This window comes from Millisia brevis NBRC 105863, from assembly GCF_001552615.1.
Classification (GTDB): Bacteria; Actinomycetota; Actinomycetes; order Mycobacteriales; family Mycobacteriaceae; genus Millisia; species Millisia brevis.
Window position 1 is genome coordinate 40,295 of sequence record NZ_BCRN01000024.1, and the last position, 18,718, is coordinate 59,012.

Below are 18,718 nucleotides of genomic sequence, written 5' to 3' on the forward strand. Positions count from 1 at the left end.
AACCCCGCGCGGTGGTGATCACACCGCCGCGCGGGAGTTCGCGCCAACGCGAGGAACCTCCATGCCCTCCACCCTGCTCGACAAGGACCTTTACGACGCCCTCAACGCCGTCGCGCTCAAGAAGATGTCGACCGCCGCCGGGGTCGCCGATGTGACCACACTGGACATCGCCGCCGCCGAGGCCGCGCTGAGCGTCCTGGCCGAGCGCGGTCTACTGGTCCTGCTCGGTGACAACGCCCTGCCGACCGACGACTGCGCGGCCGCCCTCACGCAGTCCGCCGCCGAGATCTACGCCGAGGTGCGCACCGATCCAGCCGTGCTGACCGTCGCCGACAAGTTCGAGGACGTCAACTCCCGCTTCCTCGAGACGATGTCCGCCTGGCAGCAAATCGAGGTCGGCGGACGGAAGATCACCAACGACCACTCCGATCCCGATTACGACCTGAAGGTCGTCTCGCAGATCGACAAGCTGGTCTCGCGCCTCGCGACGCTGCTGGACACCCTCGCCGAGCGGGATCCGCGTTTCGCCCTCTACATCAACCGCTTTCGGCAGGCGGTCGACACCGTGGACGGCGGCGACATCGCCTACGTCTCCGACCCGACCCGCGATTCGATTCACAACATCTGGTTCGAGTTCCACGAGGACCTGCTGCGCACCCTCGGTCGCGCGCGAAAGGAGTGACCACGATGGGCGCGATACAGGCGACCGGGGCGCGCACCACCCGCGCGTTCACCGACCCCGGCGACGTCGACCTCAATGACGTCGGCGGCAAGGGCTTCGGCCTGATCGAGATGACCCGCGAGGGCCTGCGGGTACCGCCGGGCTTCGTCATCTCCACCTCGGCATGTCACCGCTACCTCGACGCCGGCCGGCTGCCCGACGATCTGATCGCCGATGTGCACACCCGGCTGGCGGATATCGAGGCCGCGACGGGCAAGACCTTCGGCGGCGGGCCGGTCCCGCTGCTGCTGTCGGTGCGGTCCGGCGCGCCGATCTCGATGCCCGGCATGATGGATACCGTCCTGAACCTCGGCGTCAGCAGGCAGTCCGCGGTCGCGTTGGCGGAGGCGACCGGCAGCACCCGCTTCATGGCCGACGTCGTCTTCCGCTTCCACGGCATGTACGCCGAAACGGTGCTGGGCGCCTTCGAAGTTCCCGAACGCGCGGACCTCGACATCCTGCTCGCCGACCTGCCCGAGGGCGCCTCCGCGGCGGATGTCTACGACGCGGTATGGGCGCTGTGCGCCGACCGGTTGGCGGACGACGGAGACGATCCGGTGCCCACCGACCCCCGCGATCAGCTGATCGGCGCGATCGAGGCGGTATTCCGCTCCTGGAATACCCGCCGCGCGATCACCTATCGGGACCTGCACACGATCCCCCACGACCTGGGCACCGCCGTGGTCGTGCAGTCGATGGCATTCGGAAACCTCGACGCCCGCAGCGGATCCGGCGTGGTGTTCACCCGCAACCCGGTCTCCGGCGAACCCGGCGTCTTCGGCGAATACCTCGAGGCCAGCCAGGGCGAGGACGTCGTGGCCGGTACCCGCACCCCGGACCCGGTCGCGACGATGGACGCGAGCGTGCCGGAGGCCTACCGCGAGCTGCTGAGCACCTGCGCCGAGATGGAACGGCGCCGTCAGGACATGCTCGACATCGAGTTCACCGTCGAACGCGGCGTGCTCTATCTGCTGCAGGTGCGCAGCGCGAAACGCACCGCCCGCGCGGCGATCCGCATCGCCGCCGACATGGTCGACGAGGGCGCGATCGACGCGGCTACCGCGCTCGGCTCGGTGTCCCTCGAGCAGGTGCGCACCGTCCAGCGGCCCGGCTTCGATCCGAAGCGCCTCGCGTCGGCCCGGGCCGACGGCCGGGTGATCACCACCGGCGTGGGCGCCTCGCCCGGCCAGGTGGTCGGCGAGTTGCGGTTCGACTCCGAGGCGGCCGAGGAACGGGCCAAGGCGGGGCACGCGGTCATCCTCGCGCGCCCGGTGACCAGTCCCACCGATCTGCACGGCATGATCGCGGCCAACGGGATCGTCACCGCCACCGGCGGTTCCACCTCGCACGCCGCGGTGGTCGCCCGCGCCCTCGGCACCAGCTGCATCGTCGGCTGCGCGGAGCTGGTCATCGATCCGGCCGCCGGCACGATGACCATCGGGGAACGCGTCTGGCACGCGGGTGATGTCGTCAGCCTCGACGGGACGACCGGCGAGGTGATCGACGGCGAACTGGCGTTGGTCGACGGGGCCACCGGTGACGGCGACGGGCTCGCCAGGCTGCTGGCGATCGCCGCCGGCCGCAACGACGGTGTGCGGCTGATGGGTCGCGCGCATACCGTGCCCCAGGTCGCCGATGTCGCCGAACGCGGCGCCGCCGGTGTGATCACCGCCGTCGACGACGTGCTGGTCACCGCCGGAACGCTCGACCGTATCCTGGCCAATCTCGAGCAGGGCCAGGAGTTGACCGCCGCGGCGGGCGACCTCGAGCGGGCGATCACCGAGGCCTTCGCACCGCTGATCCGCGCCGCCGGGGCGACCGAGATCGACGTGCGCGGGCTCGACTTTCACGCCGACGACGTCGCCGAGCTGTTCTCGGTGGCCAACCTGTTCGCCCTGCACCCGCAGGTCGCCATGCCGATGGGTGCGCCGGAATTGATCGCCGCGCAGGTGCGCGGGCTCGCGGCGGCCGCGGACGGCAGCGGGGCGACGGTGCGCTTCGTGATGCCGCGTACCAGCGGGGTCGCCGAGGCCGCGGCGTTGCGGTCGCTGCGGGATTCGTTGGGAGTGCCCATCGAGGTGGGCTGCTACGTCAGCCACTCGCACGGGGTGCGCGATATCCCGGCGATCGCCGCCGAGGTCGACCGGGTGTGGTTGGAGCTGCGGCGCTTCCAGGCCGAGATCTACGGGATTCCGCCGCGGCATCTGCTGGCCGCCGAACCGCTGGACAGCTACGTGCGCAGCAAGCTGATCGACATCGACCCACGCATCCGGCTGGGCGACCTGGCGGAGAAGCTGATCGACGACGCGATCGACCGACTCGACAGCCTGGACCGCTTCGGTATCCGCCTGTCCGGAGATGTCTCCGACACGGTGGTGGAACTGCTGCGCCGCAAAGGTGTTTCGCGGTTCGGGGTCAACTCCGACGAGCTGCGGCCCGCGGCCCTGGCCACCTCCCGATAGGTCAGTCGGCAGTCTTCGGATCGATGATGTCCCGCAGGACGGCGGTGGCGCCCATACCGTTCGGCCAACCGGCATAGAACGCCAGCTGCAAGAGGGCCTCCTCGAGCTCCTGGTCGGTGACCCCATTGCGGCGGGCGAAGTCGAGGTGGAATCGGAGCTGATCCATCTTGCCCATCGCCGTCAGCGCGGAGATCGTGATCAGACTGCGGTCTCGCTTGGACAGGCCCTCGCGCTCCCAAACCTCGTCGAAAAGTACCTTGTCGGTGTAGTGGACCATGCCCGGCGCGAAGTCGCCGAACGTGTCCCGGCCGCCCGTCCAACCGGCCTGCTTCTCGGTCACAGAATCGTCCCCTGTCCCGCGGGGGTGCTGAGGCGGACCCCGTCTCCGTCGTGCAGCCCACGCTAGAACGGCGCTCGGGAGGGTGCCAGGTTCTGGCGCTACCCCCTCACGGCAGTCCCTCCCACTCGTGGGCTCCCCGCGCATAGTGTCGACGGCATGGGGTGGCTCCCACCCGGGGAGGGCCCCACCTCGCGAGGAGGAGCGATATGACCACCACCGATTTCGACCAGATCTTCCCGCTCGGCGGCCCCAATGATGCCTACGCGCAGTACTTCCTCGGGCGGAGCTACAACGCGCCGTTGACCGACGGGAGCGTCCCGGTCAACAACATCTCGTTCGAGCCGGGCTGCCGGAACAACTGGCATATCCACCACGGCACCCATGGCGGCGGCGATCAGATCCTGCTGTGCACCGCCGGCAGCGGCTGGTACCAGGCGGAGGGCGAAGAACCGGTCAGTTTGGAGCCCGGCACGGCGATCCGCGTGCCCGCCGGGACGAAGCACTGGCACGGCGCGAAGGCCGACTCCTGGTTCAGCCACGTCGCGTTCATCACCCCCGGCGAGGGCGTCAGCAACAAATGGCTCGAGCCGGTCTCCGATGAGCGGTACAACGAGCTGCCCGGCAGCGGACGGTAGTCGCGGAACCCGCGAGAACCGATCCTCAATCATCTTGCGGACGGGCAATTTTCCACAGTCCTCGGGTTATCCACAGATCGGAGCTTCCTCTACTTTGTGTCAGCGGACTCCGATACACTCGAACGCATGTTCGAAGTCATGGAGATGGATGAACCGGTAACCGCCGGCCGGCTGGACTGGTGGGCAGACGCGTTGATGACCACCGCCCTGCCGGGGGACAACACAACACGCGTGGACATGTTGCGGTCTCTCGAACGGTTCACTCGTATCGCCGACGGAGTGAAAACGGCCATCGCGGCGGACTTCGCCCGGTCCGAGCGCGCCGGTGTGCGCGGCGAGGTGAAACGCGAACGGGTCGATGCGAGTATCGCCACACAAATCGGATTGGCACGCCGGGAATCCCCACACCGCGGGCGACGCCGCGTGGGGGTCGCGGTGGTGCTGGCCACCGAGATGCCGAACACCTTCACCGCGCTGCGGACCGGGCGGATCACCGAATGGCGCGCCGAGATCATCGTCAGGGAAACAACGTGTGTCACCCGTGCGGACCGCGGCACGATCGATGCGGCCATCGGCGCCGATCTCGACCGGATCGAATCGTTGTCGGAAGGACAGCTGCGCAACGAGATCCGCACCAAGGCATACGAAGCCGACCGCGAAGTCTTCGTCCGGGCGCGCGCGCAGGCGGCAAAGGACCGGCGGGTGACGGTGCGTCCGCTGCCCGACGGGATGGCGCAGCTATCGGCGACAGTTCCGCTGGTCGATGGGGTCGCCGCCTACGCCACCTTGCTCAGGGCCGCCGACAGCGCGAAGGCCGCCGGCGACGACCGGTCGCGTGGAGCGATCATGGCCGACACCCTCCTCGAGCGCATCCGCTCCGGCCCGGTTCCCGCGCCCGGGTCGGCATGCCCGGCACCGGTCGCACCGCCCGTCCCGGTGGCGGTCAACCTGGTCGTATCGGACGCCACGCTGTTCGGTGGTGGGAACGAGCCCGCCCAGTGTGAGCACTACGGCCCCATCCCCGCCGAACTTGCGCGCGAATTGATCCCGTCCGCCGACCGGGAGGGCCTCGCCACCCTGCGACGGGTGTACACGAAGGCGGGCGCGGTGGTGGCGATGGAATCGACGGCTCGGCGCTTCCCCGCCGGATTGGCTCGCATGATCCGGGTGCGGGATCGCACCTGTCGAATGCCCTACTGCGATGCGCCCATCCGGCATATCGACCACATCGATCCCGCCGTACGAGGCGGTCCCACTACGCACGCGAACGGTCAAGGTCTGTGCGAGGGATGCAACCACGCGAAACAGCCCGACGGCTGGACGTCCCGTGTGGTCGAGGATCCGAGCGGTCGGCACTCGGTCGAAACGATGACCCCGACAGGGCACCGCTACCGCAGCACCGCGCCGGCGCCGCCACGACCGATGGCCGGGTGAGACGCCATGCGCTCAGGACGGAAACGACTCGTCGATGACGATCTCGACATCGGTATGCGGCCGCGGGATCACGTGGGAGGTATACAACTCCCCCACCCGCTGGGCGGCCGCGGCGCCGGCGGCCACCGCCGCGGTGACGGCGCCGACGTCCCCGTGCACCAGGACGGTCACCTGGCCGTTGCGCAGGGCGCGGCATCCGTCGAGGGTGACGTTGGCGGCTTTGACCATTGCGTCACCGGCTTCGATGGCGCCGACCAATCCGCGGCATTCGATCATTCCTACTGCGCCGGCCATGATGTCTCCTTGATTGTCGAGGTGAGTGATGGGTCGGGCAGGCGGTCCAGCCAGGCCGGGGTCTCGCGTGCCCCGCCGCCGATCGGCAGGGTCGAGACGGTCGGATAGCCGGCGGGGACCAGGTCCAGGTCGGAGCCCGGTGGTCGGCGCAGGTCGGGAGCGACCATCTCGGTGGCGTTGGCGTCGTGGAAGGCGGCGAGGAACGGCAGCAGCGAGGGCACACATCCGTCGGGCTGCCACCGTGCCCGCACCAGCGGCTTCGACAGCTCCTCGACGTTCGGGACGTTGATGTTGACCGCCGTGCCCCGGCTGCCGACGATGTCGTCGAGGATGCCCGCGACCACCGCACCGGCGGTCGCCCAGCGGCGCGGGTCGGAGTCGGGGATCTCGTCGCAGTACAGCGAGACCGCCGCCGCGGCGGCTCCGTGGGCGGCCCCGACGATCGCGGCCCCGGCGGTACCCGAATGCAGCACTCCGGAGCCGAGATTGGAGGCGTCGTTGATACCGGAGAGCACCAGGTCGGGGATCGGGCCGAGCTGTCCGGTCATCGCCAGCAGCGCGATCATGCCCGGGTGGGCGGCGACGGCGAAGACCGGCGCGTCCAGGTCGGGCACCTCGCGGGAGGTCACCGGCGGCTGCGCGGAGCGGTCGAACCAGAGTCCGGCGGCGCTGCCGCTCGACTGGTGCAGCGGGGCGGCGACCAGGACGTCGTAGCCGGCAGCCCGGGCCACGCGGGCCAGTTCGATCACACCGGGGCTGTCGACGCCGTCGTCGTTGGTGACCAGGACGCGGGTCATCGCATGGTCCCGGCGATCGCGGTGGCCAGCAGGTGATCCTCGCGAGCCGGCCGGCCGCGCCTCGGCTCAGGATGCTCGGATGAGGTCGGGCCGGTGCGGGTTGTGGCCGTGATCGCCCGTAGGAGCAGGGGATCCACCGCCGACGATACATCCGCCACCGCACCGACGGCCGGAACCGCTACCGCGCGGGCGTTCGTCCGCAGGCGCCGCTCGCGTCGCCGACCGGCGGCCTCCGCCTGCCGCTCGGCGACGGTGGGCTGCGACGGCGGGGCCGCGGTGGGCACCGGGCAGGAGCAGTCGGGTTCGGCGCGGCCGTAGAGATGCGCCAACAGCTCCTGCGGCCAGATCGCCACGAATTCCGCTCCCGCGGCGAGCAATTGCTCCTCGGTGTGCATCCCCCACGCCACCCCGACCGCACGAATCCCGGCCGCCACCGCCGCGTCGACATCGCCGACGGTGTCGGTGATCAGCACCACCGTGCGGGGATCGGCGACGGCGACCGGCTCATCGTCCGCGCCGGCGGCGGGTTCGTCGTAGTAGGCCTGGCACATGCGGCCCGACCCCACCGCGGCGTCCGCGAGGAAGCGCCGGATGCCGGCGGTCTTGTCGGGTTCGACGTCGCCGCCGAAGACGTGGGCGAAGCAGTACTCCAACCGGTTGCGCCGCAGCACCCGCCGCAGCACCGTCGTGGTGTTCGAGGAGAGCACCGCCAGTCGGCTGAACGGCACCATCGCCTTGACCACATCGATCAGCCCGGGCACCATCGTCGGCTCGTAGTGCGCGTCGAGGGCCGCGAGGAAGTCCGCGGTGACCGCATCGGCCTGCTCGGGACCCGTGCAGGCCTCGCGCAGCGATCGGAAGAAGTTGCCCGCGAAGAGCTGGTAGAAGTCCTCGGCGGCATCGATTCCCAGCCGGTGACGGCGGCCGATCGGTTCGAAGACCTTCCACGACGCCTCGCGGGTCTGGACCAGGGTGCCGTCCAGATCGAAGATGACGGCGGTGGGCGGTGGGCACATCGTTCAGCTCCCGGGCCGTCAGCGACCGATGTCGCCGCTGTAGATCTTGCACAGATGCTGGGGGCCGATGAAGTCCTGGATCTCGCCCCAGCCCTCGGCGCGCTCGCCGCCGTACTGCCACTGCGCGAGCACGTTGTAGCCGACGGTGCCGGGACCGGCCTGCCACGGAAACGCGGTGCGGCCCAGCCCGGTCAGGCGGTGCGACTTGCCGCGGCTGTCGGTCAGATCCAGTTCGACCGCACGGGCGAAGAAGCCGCTGCGGATCGTGCGCCCCTCGGCGTGGGAGAGGCCGTGCAGCTCGCCGTGGTCCATGACGTAGCCGTGCGCCAGGGTCAGGTCGGTGGCCGCGTCCGGCCCGTTGTCCGGGTCGAAGTCGAGGATCGCGTGGATCGCGAAGTCGTCGGAGAAGTGCGCGTGCAACCAGCTCATCGTGTGCCCCTGGTGCTCCGAGCGCAGACCCCAACTGTGGTCCATCGTCGAGACGCAATCGATCGGGTAGCGCCGACCGCGCAGGCTCAGCTCGCCCTCGAATTTCCCGGTCTGGTCGAAGTGCCCGGCGTAGGCCTCACCCCAGGCGAAGGTGTCGTCGCCGTCCGCGGTCGCGATCGCCGCGGCCACCATCGGGTCCTGCTTCGGGTCGTGGATGTCGAAGGCGTCGGCCAACGCGGTGTAGCGGAAGTTGACCGCCACGCCGTCGCCGTTGTCGAAGGCGACGTCCCACACCCGATTCGGCTCCGGCGAGGACACCGACAGCCCGTTGGCCAGGGTGTAGTCGCGCAGGTTGTGGGGCTGCGGAATCGCCAGGTGGTGCTGCGCATCCCAGTACTGGGCCTGCCACGGGGCCTCGACGAACTTCGAATTGATCGCGACCGTGGAGATCACCACCCCGACGTTCGGCCGGAACAGCGCGTAGACCCCGATATTGAGGTGCTCCTCGGGGACATAGCACCCGAAATAGTTCGTCTCGGCCCAGGTGGGGTCGGCGCTGGTCGGGGCATGGAAGTCGGCGTCGTGGTCCTCGATCACGGTCACTCCTCGTCGTCATCACATCGGCGTCATCAGATCGGCGTGGCTACGGTCTCCACCCTGCCCGCCCAACGCGACGGGCGTCACCTCCCCTGTGGACAATCCGACCGGCAGACGTTGTCCATCATCGATAACGGCCGAGTCAGGTCGCCCTGCCTACCGTGATGTCACAGCCGCACCGGATTCCCGGAAGGCGTGTCGTTCCCCAGCTTTCGAACAGGAGGGCCCATGCGTATCGCCCGGGTGGTCGGACAGGTCGTCTCGACCGCCAAAGCCGACGCGATCGCCGGTCGCACGCTCCTGCTCCTGCGGAACCTCGACGCCTCCCGGCCCGACGGATCGGTCGAGTTGCCCTACGCGGCGGTCGATCTCATCGGCGCCGGCCGCGACGAGGTCGTGCTGGTGGCCACCGGTGGCGGCGCCCGCGTCGACGCCGGCTTCCGCGACGCGCCGGTCGACGCCGCGGTGATCGGCATCGTCGACAGCCTGGTCGTCGAAGGAGAGGTCACGTACGAGAAATGACCACAACACCCACCGCCGCGGACCCCGCGGCCACCCCGCCCCACGGCCGGCAGGACACCCGGCCGGAATCACAGCAGAAAGGCACCACAATGGCACCTCAAACCGGGTCGACCCGCGGGTCCGGCGCACTGGGATTGATCGAGACCAAGGGACTCGTCGGCGCTATCGAAGCCGCCGACGCCATGGTGAAAGCCGCCAACGTCCAGGTGGTGGGCCACCGCGAGATCGGCGGCGGCCTGGTCACGGTGATGGTGCGCGGTGATGTCGGCGCGGTCAAGGCCGCCACCGACGCCGGAGCGGTCGCGGCGGGCAAGGCCGGCGAGGTCGTCTCGGTACACGTGATCCCGCGTCCGCACGAGGAGACCGAATCCGTGCTGGCGGTCCTGACCCGCCCCAAGGGCGCGTAACCCCTTCCCGCCGTTTCCCACCGATGAATCGGTGACGGTTTCCGATACGAAAGGCACCGGGCAATGACAGCAACGCTCGATCCCGACCTGGCGGCGTTGGCGGATGTGCGCGCGCAGGTGGCGGCGGCCACCGCCGCCTTCGACGCCATCGAGGGCGCGGACCAGGAGTTCCTGGACACCCTCGTCCGGGCGATGGCGTCGGCCGGATACGCCGCCGCCGAGGAGCTCGCGCGGATGGCCGCCGACGAAACCGGCTACGGCGTCTACGAGGACAAGATCATCAAAAACCGCTTCAACACCGGTTTTGTCGCCGACTGGATGCTCGCCCGCCGCGCGGTCGGGGTCCTGTGGGCGGACGAGGCCAACAAGGTGACCGCGATCGGTTCCCCGATGGGGGTGATCGCCGCGATCATCCCGGTCACCAATCCGACCGCGACCGTGCTGTTCAAGAGTCTGGCGGCGGTCAAGGCGGGCAATGCGGTGGTCCACGCCCCGCATCCGCGGGCGGCGAAGGCGTCGCTGCGGGCGGCGGAGATCATGGCCGAGGCCGCCCGCGGCGCCGGGGCTCCGGAGGGCCTGGTGTCCTGCCTGAGCCAACCGACGCTGCCGGCGACCCGGGAGTTGATGTCGCATCCCGATGTTCGGCTCGTCCTGGCGACCGGTGGACCGGCGATGGTCGCCGCCGCCTACTCGAGCGGGAAGCCGACGATCGCGGTCGGCGCCGGCAACGTGCCGGCCTACGTCGACCGATCCGCCGACGACCTGACCGAGGTGGCGACCATGCTGGTCACCTCCAAGGCCTTCGACAACGGCACCGCCTGCGTCGCCGAGCAGTCGGTGGTGATCGACGAACCGATCGCCGATCGGCTGATCGCCGAACTCGGCCGCGCCGGCATCGCCTGGCTGTCTCCCGATCAGCAGGCCGCACTGGAACGCACCCTGTTCGACGAACGCGGGGGGCTACGGCCGAACGCCGTCGGTCAATCGGCGGTCCGGCTGGCGCAGCTGTCCGGGTTCTCGGTCCCGGCGCAGACGAAGGTCCTCGGCGCGGAGCTCGATCGGGTGGGCCCGGAGATCCTGCTGTCGCGGGAGATCCTGGGTCCGGTGCTGACGATCTACCGCGAATCCGGTGCCCGCGAGGGACACCGGCGGTGCCGGGAGATTCTCGCACTGGGCGGCGAGGGGCATACCGTCGCCGTGCACGCCGGCGATCCCGCGGTGATCGCCCGCTTCAGCGACCTGCCGGCCGGGCGGATCATCGTCAACAGTCCGGCGCTGTTCGGTGGGATGGGCTACTCCTGCAATGTCGATCCGTCGTTCCAGCTCGGCACCGGCACCTGGAGCGGTTCGATCTGCTCCGACAATGTCACCCCCCTGCACCTGGTGAACATCAAGCGGGTGGCCCATCTGGCCCGGCCGTGGCGCGGCGTCTACGCCTAGCATCCTCCCCCGTTCTCGAAGGAACCCCATGAGCCACAAGGCAACCCTGCGCACGTACGCGTTCATCGATCGCATGCAGCCCCAATGCGCCGCGCACGTCGCGGCGACCAGCCCCGGCGACCCGCCGCTGGCCGGGATGGCGGAACTGTTCGTCGAGATGGCGCCGGGCAATGAGGTCTTCAAGGCGGCCGATATCGCCCTCAAGGCCGCGAGCGTGCGCCCCGCGATGCAGATCATCGAACGCGAATTCGGCCTGCTGGAACTGCATTCGGAGCATCAGGCCGATGTGCGCGCCGCCGGCGATGCCCTGCTCGGCGAACTGGGCATGTCGGAGTTCGACCGGATCAAGCCGACGATCGCGTCCACCCAGTTCATCACCAATGTGCACGGCTATCAGGCGCAGCTGCTCAACAAGTGGCGCAAGGGCTCACTGTTGATGCCGGGCGACAGCCTCTTCGTCCTCGAGGTCGCGCCCGCCGCCTACATCGCGCTGGCGGCCAACGAGGCGGAAAAGGCCGCGGACATCAGCATCATCGAGATCCGGGCAGTCGGACGCTTCGGTCGGCTCTTCCTCTCCGGAGGCGAGAGCGAGGTCGCCACCGCCCGCGACGCCGCGGTCGCCGCGTTGGAGGGCCTCGACGGCGTGGAGGAGGCCCGACGATGACCGTGCACGGCGCCGATTCCGTCGACGAAGCGCATGCCGCGGGCGGCCGACTGGTCGTCGGGCGGTCGGACATCGTCACCCCACTGGCCCGCGAACGCGCCCGCGATCTCGGGGTCGAGATCGTGGTCGACGCGGGCGGCACGTCCCCGGCCGCTCCCCCGACGCCCCCTCCCCCCGCCTCCCGACTCGCCGATCCCCTGCCCGCGGCCGGTTCCACTCCCGCGATCCCCCGCACGGCAACACTCTTCGACAGTCCCCCGCCGGCGACCAGCCCGTCGCCCGCGCTCCATCGCCGCGGCGCTCCGCTGCCTCCGCAGGTGCGCATCGATCGGTTGATCGACGACCGCGCCCCTGGCCCCGCCGCCGAGCCGGTCGGGCGGGTGACCGTGGTCGGCGCCGGCAATGTCGGCATGATCACCGCGATGCGGCTGGCCGAGTCCGACCGGATCGACGAGGTCGTTCTGGTCGACATCGCCGGCGACCGGGCGGCCGGCATCGCGCTCGACATCACCCACGCGTCACCGCTGTTGGGCTTCTCCACCCGGGTGCGCGGGGTGCGCACCCTCGCCGAGGCGGGCGTATCGGAGTATGTGGTGATCACCGCGGGCAAGGCGCGCACCCCGGGGATGAGCCGCACCGACCTGGTCGACACCAACGCCGCCATCGTCGGCGCCCTGACCGCCGATGCGGTCGCGACCTCCCCGGACGCGGTGCTGCTGATCGTCACCAATCCGCTCGACGAGATGACCCAGCACGCCTGGCAGGTCTCCGGGCTGCCCACCGACCGGGTGATCGGCATGGCCGGGGTGCTGGATTCGTCGCGCTTCGAGGCGTTGAGCGCCCTGGCCGCAGGGGTTCATCCGGATCGGGTGGACGCGGTGGCGCTCGGCAGCCATGGCGCCGAGATGGTGCTGCCGGTCTCGCGGGCCACCGTCGCGGGCCGCCCGATCACCGATGTGCTTCCGGGGCCGATGATCGACGAATTGGTCGACCGGGCCCGCAATTCCGGCGCCGAGGTTGTCGGACTGTTGAAGTCCGGCAGCGCCTTCTTCGCCCCCGGGCTGTCGGCGGCCCGCATGGTGCTGGCGATGATCGATCAATCCGACGACGTCCTGGCGGCGACGGTGGCCCCCGCCGGGCAGTACGGGATCACCGCCGGCTACGTCGGACTTCCGGTGCGATTGAACCGGTCCGGGCTGGCGCAGATCGTCGAGGTGCCGCTGTCCGACGCCGAACTGGCCGAATTGCGGGGGGCCGCGGCCTCGATCGCCGAGCGGGTGCAGGCACTCGATACCGTCGGCGCCCGACCACTCGATACCGTCGGTGCTCGACCACTCGATACCGTCGGTGCTCGATGAAGGCCGTGGTCTATGAGGGTCCGGGGCGCGTCGCGGTGCGCACCGTCCCGGATCCGATCCTCGTCGACGCGGCGGACGCTCTGGTCCGGGTCACCCGTGCGGCGATCTGCGGGACCGATCTGCATCTGATCGCCCACGGCGACGACCTCGCCCCCGGCACGGTGCTCGGCCACGAGTTCGTGGGCGAGGTGGTCGAGATCGGCGCCGGGGTGCGCGATATCCGGGTCGGCGATGCGGTCGCGAGCGCCGACTTCACCGCCTGCGGGTCCTGCTGGTGGTGCCGGGCCGGCGATCACTGGGAGTGCGAGCGGCGCGCCTTCTTCGGCACCGGCAAAGCCTTCGGACCGCACCTGGACGGCGCACAGGCGCAGTACGTGCGGGTGCCGTTCGCGGATATCGCCCTGCACCGGCCGGCGGCCGGCACCGATCCCGAGGCCGCTCTCTTCCTGGGGGATATCCTCGCCACCGGCTACGGCGCGGTGCGCCGCGCGGGCGTGCGGCCGGGGGCGACGATCGCGGTCGTCGGCGGCGGCCCCGTCGGCCAGCTGACCAGCCAGGCGGCGCAGGCCTGCGCCGCGGGACCGGTCGTGGTGATCGAACCGATCGCCGCGCGACGTGCGCTCGCCGCGGCGTCCGGTGCGGTCGCGGTGACACCGGACGACGCGCGCGGGGTGATCGATCGGCTGACCGAGGGGCGCGGGGCCGATGCGGTGATCGACGCGGTCGGCGGCAGCCGGGGGCTCGACACCGCGCTCGGCGTCGTCCGCAAGCGCGGCACCCTGGTGTCGGTGGGGGTGCACGCCGATGCGACCTGGCCACTGCCGGTCGCGCGGGCCTTCGCCGACGAGCTGACCCTGACCTTCGCGATCGGCAACGCGATCCGCGACCGCGACGAGATCTCCGCCCTGCTCGCCGCCGGGGTCATCGATCCGACCGTGGTGATCGACCACCGCCTCGGCCTCGACGACGCCGCCGACGGCTACGCCGCGATGATCGAACGGCGCTGTGTGAAGGCGGTTCTCACCGTCTCCTGACCGCGGCCACTCAGACGTCGAGGCCGGATCGGTCCGCCTGCTCGGAGACCTCCAGCAGCCGCAGCGCCAGATCCGCGCGCATGCGGTCGCTATGCCGCGACAGGTCGAGGCCGGTGAGCTTGCGGATGCGGTCGAGGCGGTAGGCGAGCGTCTTGTGGTGGATATACAGCAGTTCGGCGGCGTCCTTCTGCGAACAGTTCGAGTCGAAGTAGGCGCGCAGCGTCTTCATCAGGGCGCCGTCGTTGGTGTCGTCGTATTCCTGCAGGGGTCCGGTGATCTCACGGACGAAGGACCGGAAGTCGGCGTCCTCGTGGCCGAGCAGCAGCCGCACGATGCCCAGGTCGTCGTAGAGCGACACCGAACCGAGCCGCCGGGCGGCGGCCAGGGCGGTCCGCGCCTCGGCGAACGCCTCCGGATACTGGCCGGGATGTTCGCGTTCGGTGCTCAGCCCCCAGGCGACGGTGATCTCCGGGACATCCGCGGCCAGGGCGGTATTGATCTCCCGCAGGTACTCGCGCGAACGATCGCGGTCGCGCAGCGGCACCAGCGCCACCACCCAGTTGCCGCGACCGCTGACCAGGGTGGCCTGCGCCGGTGAGATGACCGCGCGGACGGCGTCGAGGACCGATCGGCGGACCCGGTCGGCGGCGGTCACCCCCCACTCCTCCTGGTGGGCAACGGCATCGAGGTTCTCGATCGACCCGTAGAGCACCCGATGCCAGCCGCGCAGCCAGACGCCCATCTGTTGGGCGCGGCCACGAGCGGCCGACCGGTGCTCGGGCGATCCGTCGAGCAGGTCCCACAGGATCTGATCGAGCGCCTCGGCGCGTGCGACGCTCGCCGCCCGCTGCTGCAGGTGGAACAGCGCGCAGGCCAGGGCCGCCTGCGCGCAGGCCACCCGGGTGCGGCGGGTATCGACGTCGACACCCTGGGCGCAGACCGCGCCGAACTGGTCGTTGCCCAATTCGATCGGGTGCACCCACACCGCGTCGCCGGTGCCGGGCCGCATGACGCCGTGGTGTTTGCCGAGGCCGTCGCGGCGGCTGACGAAGACTTCGGCGATCCCGGCGGTATGGGCATCGCGGGGGAAGACCGCGTCGACGGAGCCGTCGGCGGTGACCACCGCGACGGTGCAGCCGAGGTGTTCGGCGAGCGTGCGGGTGACGCGGGCGAGCACCGGCCCGTTGTCGAGGACGATGTCGATCAACGATTTCTGCAACTGCGCGGTCGTGTCGAGCAGGGCGACCTGGTCCTCGAGCCGCCGGTGGGTCGCCTCGAGGTCGGCGAGCGCCGAGCGTTGCGAATCGTACAGTCGCGCATTGTCGATCGCGATGGTGGCGAGATCCGCGAGGGCTTCGAGGCGCCGCACGTCGCGGTCGGTGAAGTTCGAGACCCGCCGTCGCCAGACCTCGAGGACGCCGACGAGGTCGTCGCCCAGCAGCAGCGGCACCGCCAGGGCGGAGCGGGTTTCCTCGCTCTCCGCCAGCGCCATGAAATCCCGACTGATCCGCGAGTCCTGTAGGTAGCTGTCGACCTTCTCGGTGCGGCCGGTATCGAAGACCTTTCCGGCGACGCCCTGTCCGCGGCTCATCCGCAGCCGCGAGGTTTCCACGAGGCGGTGTCCCACACAGGACTTCATCCGCAGTTCGTCGCCCTCGCGCAGGAAGACCCCGCAGATATCGGACTCGCTCATCCGCAGGGTTTCGGTGGTGATCGTCAGCAGCACCTGATCGAGGTCGCTGACGCTGAGCACCTGTTTGGCGAGCGAGCCGACCACCGCCGTCTCGTCCTGGTAGTCGCGCACATCGGCGCGGGCGGCGGCCAACGAGCGGGTGAGCGTCAACCACACGCAGACGCGGGCGGCCACGGCGCGGTCGGCGGCGGGATCGTCGGTCAGCAGCGCGTACCGTCCCGCGACCGCTCCCCCATCCGGCCACGGCTCGGCGCCGTCGAGGACCGTCGGGTCGATCGGCAGATCGCCGGAGACCACCTCCCAGCCGGATCCGGCGGCGCGGGCGAGCAGATGGGCGCCGGCATCGGCAAGAATCCGGGCGACGGCGGATTCGGCGGCCGCGATGTCGGTCATCACCGCGGCGAGCAGCTCGTCGAGGCGGCCGATCACGGCGCGGACCTGGCGATCCCCAACGGGGTGATCAGATGGGCGTTCGGATACGTCCGGACCGGCCGCCGCAGATAGCGGCCGATCACCTCGCTCGCCCCCGGGTACATCAGGGCGCCGCCGGCCAGGTGGATCTCCAGATCCTCGGCGCCGCGGGTCAGTTCACCGACGTTGTGCGCGATCCGCTCGAACCCCGGCCGCAGGATGGTCAGATACTCCCCCGCCGGCTCCTCGCGTTTGCGGCGTTCGGCCTCCGCCGGGTGGATGCCGAGCGCTCCGGACAGGATCAGGTCCAGTTGGTGACCGCCGCCGGGGCGGTCGTCGAGGGCGACCAGTTCACCGTCCCGGAAGACCCCCACACCGGTCGACCCGCCGCCCACGTCGACCACGACGCCGTCGGTGACCGCGAGCGCCGCGTTGGCGGCGCTGACCTCGTCCACCAGGACCACCTCGTCGAACCCGGCGCCCTCCAGAACGAATCGGCAGGCCCGACTCTCCGCCTCACCGACGCACGGCGGATAGGCGGTGGCGGCGCGTTCCAGGACGACTCCGAGCGCCTCCTGCGCGCCGACCCGCAGATCCTCGGTGGCCCGGGTGGCGGCGGCGAAGTCGACCACCACCCCGTCGCGGACCGCCGCGGTGTGGGTGACGTCGATCCAGACCGGCAGACCGTCGGGGTCGACCACGGTGATCACGCAGGTGGCGGTACCGAGATCGATGCCGGTACGCAGCACCTCGGCTCGGGTCGGGGCCGCCGACCGGACCACCGCGTCGGCCGACTCGAGCACATCGGTCACCGGGTTGGGGCGGGAAGCGGCCACGTCTCACGTCCTTGGGACTCGCGGATAACTCATCCCGAAGGTACGTCAGCGCGAAGCGCCCCAAGCTATCTTCGGCGGATAACTCGACCCGGCCGCGCTGTCCTCGCCGATATGTCGTGCGGCACCACGCCGCGCCGGATTACTCGGCGGGCGCGTCGTTCGCGATCTGCAGGGTGGGCTTCACCGCGTCGAGGACGTAGGAGATGCTGCCCGGCGACGGGGTGTTGAGCGCGGACGCCTCGAGCATCGTCATCCGCATGACCGCACCGGTCTGTACCGATCGCAGATCCGAGTAGCCGGGCAGACTTTCGAGGGTGTCGGCCAACTCCGGGGTGGTCAGGATGAACAGCAGGTCCGCGTCGAGGTCCGGAACCCGTTCGGTGCTCAGCGCGACACGCGCCTGCCCGGACGACTGGAACCCCTCGACCAGGGTGGGGGTGATCTCCAGGCCCAGTCGGGAGAAGAACTGCGCGGCTCCGTCACTGGCATCGCCCAGGGCGACCATCTGATCGGGGGCGTAGTAGTTGACGAAGGCGTAGGTCTTGCCGGCCAGGTTCGGATACTCCGCCCTGACGGCGTCCGCCGCCGCGTCGGTATCGGCGATGATCTGTTCGGCCGTATCGGGCTCCCGCAGGATCTGCCCCATCACCTGGGTCATCGTCTGCCAGCTGTCGACCTGCTGGCCGTCGCCGACCGCGGAGATCACCGGCACGCCGAGCCCCTGGAGGGTGGCGAGCTGGTCGCCGGCGAAGCCGGGGGCGAAGATCACGTCGGGGTCGAGGCCGGCCACCGCCGGGCCGACCGAGTCGAGGCTGATCTCGGTGGCGTCGCCGACGCGGCCGGTCAGCCAGGGAGCCGCCTCGCCGCCGCCGGTTTCGAAGTCGTCGTAGTAGCCGACCGGCGTCACGCCGAAGTGCAGCGCGACATCGGTCCACGCGGTGCCGAGCGTCACCAACCGTTCCGGAACGTCGGAGAACGTATACGAGGTGCCGTCGGGCAGGTTGAGGATCAGATCGCCGGCCGAACCGGAGGACGACTCGGCGTCGTCGGGCGAGGAGCACCCCACGACGAGAGCCGCAACCGCCATTACGGCGACAAGAACACGACGAACCGACACGGCGGATCCCTTTCGAGGCAGGTGAATCGAACGGCCCGAGGTCAGACCGGGCATTGCAGCAGGGCGTATTCGGCGATGACGCAGGTGGTCTCGTTGGAGATCTTCCAGCTGTCGCCGGTCCAGACGAAACGCAATGGCAGCGTGCGGGTCCCGCTACCGATGAGGCTCATCGACAGCGTTCCGTACATCGAGTCGCCGTCGCGGGTCGCCGGTCCGGTGACCGTCCACGAGAACGCGGGTCCGGCGGTGGCGAGCATCGCGGCGACCGTGTTGACCGACGGTACGGCGACCATGCCGGACTCGAGGACGTTCGCCTTGTCCGCGTCCGCATAGCTGCCCATGAGAATGCTGGTCATCTGGTACATCTGGTCGACCGTCAGGTCGGGCGCGGCGGCCTGCGTCGGCTCGGCGACGACGCTCTCCGCCGTTTCCGCGGGAGCCGCGGCGGGAGCGGCCTCGGCCGGGGCGGCTTCGGCGGCGGGAGCCGGAGCCGCGGCGATGGCGGCCGGCG

The 18,718-nt window shown here is 70.3% G+C and carries 19 protein-coding genes; 10 read left to right on the forward strand and 9 right to left on the reverse strand.

The annotated features are described in order from the left end of the window. Positions 1 to 61 precede the first annotated feature (61 nt). Positions 62 to 682: a hypothetical protein gene (locus tag MB1_RS23040; protein ID WP_066913141.1), complete on the forward strand. Its 621-nt coding sequence runs from the start codon at positions 62 to 64 to the stop codon at positions 680 to 682. A 5-nt stretch (positions 683 to 687) separates the two neighbouring features. After that, positions 688 to 3,183, forward strand: coding sequence for a pyruvate, phosphate dikinase (locus MB1_RS23045; protein ID WP_066913175.1), 2,496 nt, complete (start codon positions 688 to 690; stop codon positions 3,181 to 3,183). Position 3,184: 1 nt separating this feature from the next. Here MB1_RS23045 and MB1_RS23050 read toward each other — a convergent pair whose 3' ends face one another. Continuing rightward, positions 3,185 to 3,523, reverse strand: coding sequence for a carboxymuconolactone decarboxylase family protein (locus MB1_RS23050; protein ID WP_066913143.1), 339 nt, complete (start codon positions 3,521 to 3,523; stop codon positions 3,185 to 3,187). A 206-nt stretch (positions 3,524 to 3,729) separates the two neighbouring features. On the opposite strand from MB1_RS23050, the gene MB1_RS23055 reads away from it, so the two are divergent. Next, positions 3,730 to 4,158 carry a cupin domain-containing protein gene (locus MB1_RS23055; protein ID WP_066913145.1) on the forward strand — a complete coding sequence of 143 codons (429 nt, stop codon included), beginning with the start codon at positions 3,730 to 3,732 and terminating at the stop codon, positions 4,156 to 4,158. Between the two features lie 126 nt (positions 4,159 to 4,284). Continuing rightward, on the forward strand, positions 4,285 to 5,592 hold the full coding sequence (locus MB1_RS23060; protein WP_084352522.1) for an HNH endonuclease: 1,308 nt from the start codon (positions 4,285 to 4,287) through the stop codon (positions 5,590 to 5,592). A 12-nt stretch (positions 5,593 to 5,604) separates the two neighbouring features. Here MB1_RS23060 and MB1_RS23065 read toward each other — a convergent pair whose 3' ends face one another. From MB1_RS23065 to MB1_RS23080, 4 genes are read right to left on the reverse strand one after another with little or no spacing between them, the layout of a single operon-like run. Continuing rightward, positions 5,605 to 5,886, reverse strand: a complete 282-nt coding sequence (locus tag MB1_RS23065) for a BMC domain-containing protein (protein ID WP_066913147.1) — start codon at positions 5,884 to 5,886, stop codon at positions 5,605 to 5,607. Beyond that, positions 5,871 to 6,683, reverse strand: coding sequence for a 5'/3'-nucleotidase SurE (locus MB1_RS23070; protein ID WP_066913149.1), 813 nt, complete (start codon positions 6,681 to 6,683; stop codon positions 5,871 to 5,873). Before MB1_RS23070 ends, MB1_RS23065 begins: the two co-directional genes overlap by 16 nt. Next, on the reverse strand, positions 6,680 to 7,699 hold the full coding sequence (locus MB1_RS23075) for an HAD family hydrolase (protein ID WP_066913151.1): 1,020 nt from the start codon (positions 7,697 to 7,699) through the stop codon (positions 6,680 to 6,682). The genes MB1_RS23070 and MB1_RS23075 overlap by 4 nt, the downstream gene beginning before the upstream one ends. Before the next feature lie 18 nt (positions 7,700 to 7,717). Next, entirely contained in the window at positions 7,718 to 8,725 is a 1,008-nt protein-coding gene (locus MB1_RS23080; protein WP_066913179.1) for a DUF7064 domain-containing protein, read from the reverse strand. A 228-nt stretch (positions 8,726 to 8,953) separates the two neighbouring features. Here MB1_RS23080 and MB1_RS23085 point away from each other — a divergent pair, with 228 nt between their 5' ends. The 6 genes from MB1_RS23085 to MB1_RS23110 all read left to right on the forward strand — a co-directional run bounded on the left by MB1_RS23085 (position 8,954) and on the right by MB1_RS23110 (position 14,150). Further along, the gene (locus MB1_RS23085) at positions 8,954 to 9,247 is read left to right on the forward strand and encodes a EutN/CcmL family microcompartment protein (protein ID WP_066913153.1); all 294 of its coding nucleotides are present in this window, start codon (positions 8,954 to 8,956) and stop codon (positions 9,245 to 9,247) included. A gap of 89 nt (positions 9,248 to 9,336) precedes the next feature. After that, on the forward strand, positions 9,337 to 9,654 hold the full coding sequence (locus MB1_RS23090) for a BMC domain-containing protein (protein WP_066913155.1): 318 nt from the start codon (positions 9,337 to 9,339) through the stop codon (positions 9,652 to 9,654). A 63-nt stretch (positions 9,655 to 9,717) separates the two neighbouring features. Then, a complete protein-coding gene (locus MB1_RS23095) occupies positions 9,718 to 11,094 on the forward strand; it encodes an aldehyde dehydrogenase family protein (RefSeq protein ID WP_066913156.1) in 1,377 nt (458 codons plus the stop codon). Between the two features lie 28 nt (positions 11,095 to 11,122). Then, positions 11,123 to 11,758, forward strand: coding sequence for a hypothetical protein (locus tag MB1_RS23100; RefSeq protein ID WP_066913157.1), 636 nt, complete (start codon positions 11,123 to 11,125; stop codon positions 11,756 to 11,758). Then, positions 11,755 to 13,116, forward strand: coding sequence for a malate dehydrogenase (locus MB1_RS25380; RefSeq protein ID WP_084352524.1), 1,362 nt, complete (start codon positions 11,755 to 11,757; stop codon positions 13,114 to 13,116). Before MB1_RS23100 ends, MB1_RS25380 begins: the two co-directional genes overlap by 4 nt. Next, entirely contained in the window at positions 13,113 to 14,150 is a 1,038-nt protein-coding gene (locus MB1_RS23110) for an alcohol dehydrogenase catalytic domain-containing protein (RefSeq protein ID WP_066913159.1), read from the forward strand. Before MB1_RS25380 ends, MB1_RS23110 begins: the two co-directional genes overlap by 4 nt. Before the next feature lie 10 nt (positions 14,151 to 14,160). Here the strand turns inward: MB1_RS23110 and MB1_RS23115 are convergent, their stop codons facing one another. The 4 genes from MB1_RS23115 to MB1_RS26160 form a co-directional block, all read right to left on the reverse strand. Next, positions 14,161 to 16,272 (reverse strand): helix-turn-helix domain-containing protein, encoded by a 2,112-nt coding sequence (locus MB1_RS23115; RefSeq protein ID WP_066913162.1) that lies wholly within the window; start codon positions 16,270 to 16,272, stop codon positions 14,161 to 14,163. Continuing rightward, on the reverse strand, positions 16,269 to 17,090 hold the full coding sequence (gene eutJ / locus MB1_RS23120; RefSeq protein WP_066913164.1) for an ethanolamine utilization protein EutJ: 822 nt from the start codon (positions 17,088 to 17,090) through the stop codon (positions 16,269 to 16,271). Before eutJ ends, MB1_RS23115 begins: the two co-directional genes overlap by 4 nt. A 139-nt stretch (positions 17,091 to 17,229) precedes the next feature. Continuing rightward, positions 17,230 to 18,177 carry an ABC transporter substrate-binding protein gene (locus MB1_RS23125; protein WP_066913165.1) on the reverse strand — a complete coding sequence of 316 codons (948 nt, stop codon included), beginning with the start codon at positions 18,175 to 18,177 and terminating at the stop codon, positions 17,230 to 17,232. A 71-nt stretch (positions 18,178 to 18,248) separates the two neighbouring features. Beyond that, a partial coding sequence (locus MB1_RS26160; protein WP_500778536.1) for an MTB12 C-terminal domain-containing protein occupies positions 18,249 to 18,718 on the reverse strand: 470 nt, incomplete at its 5' end.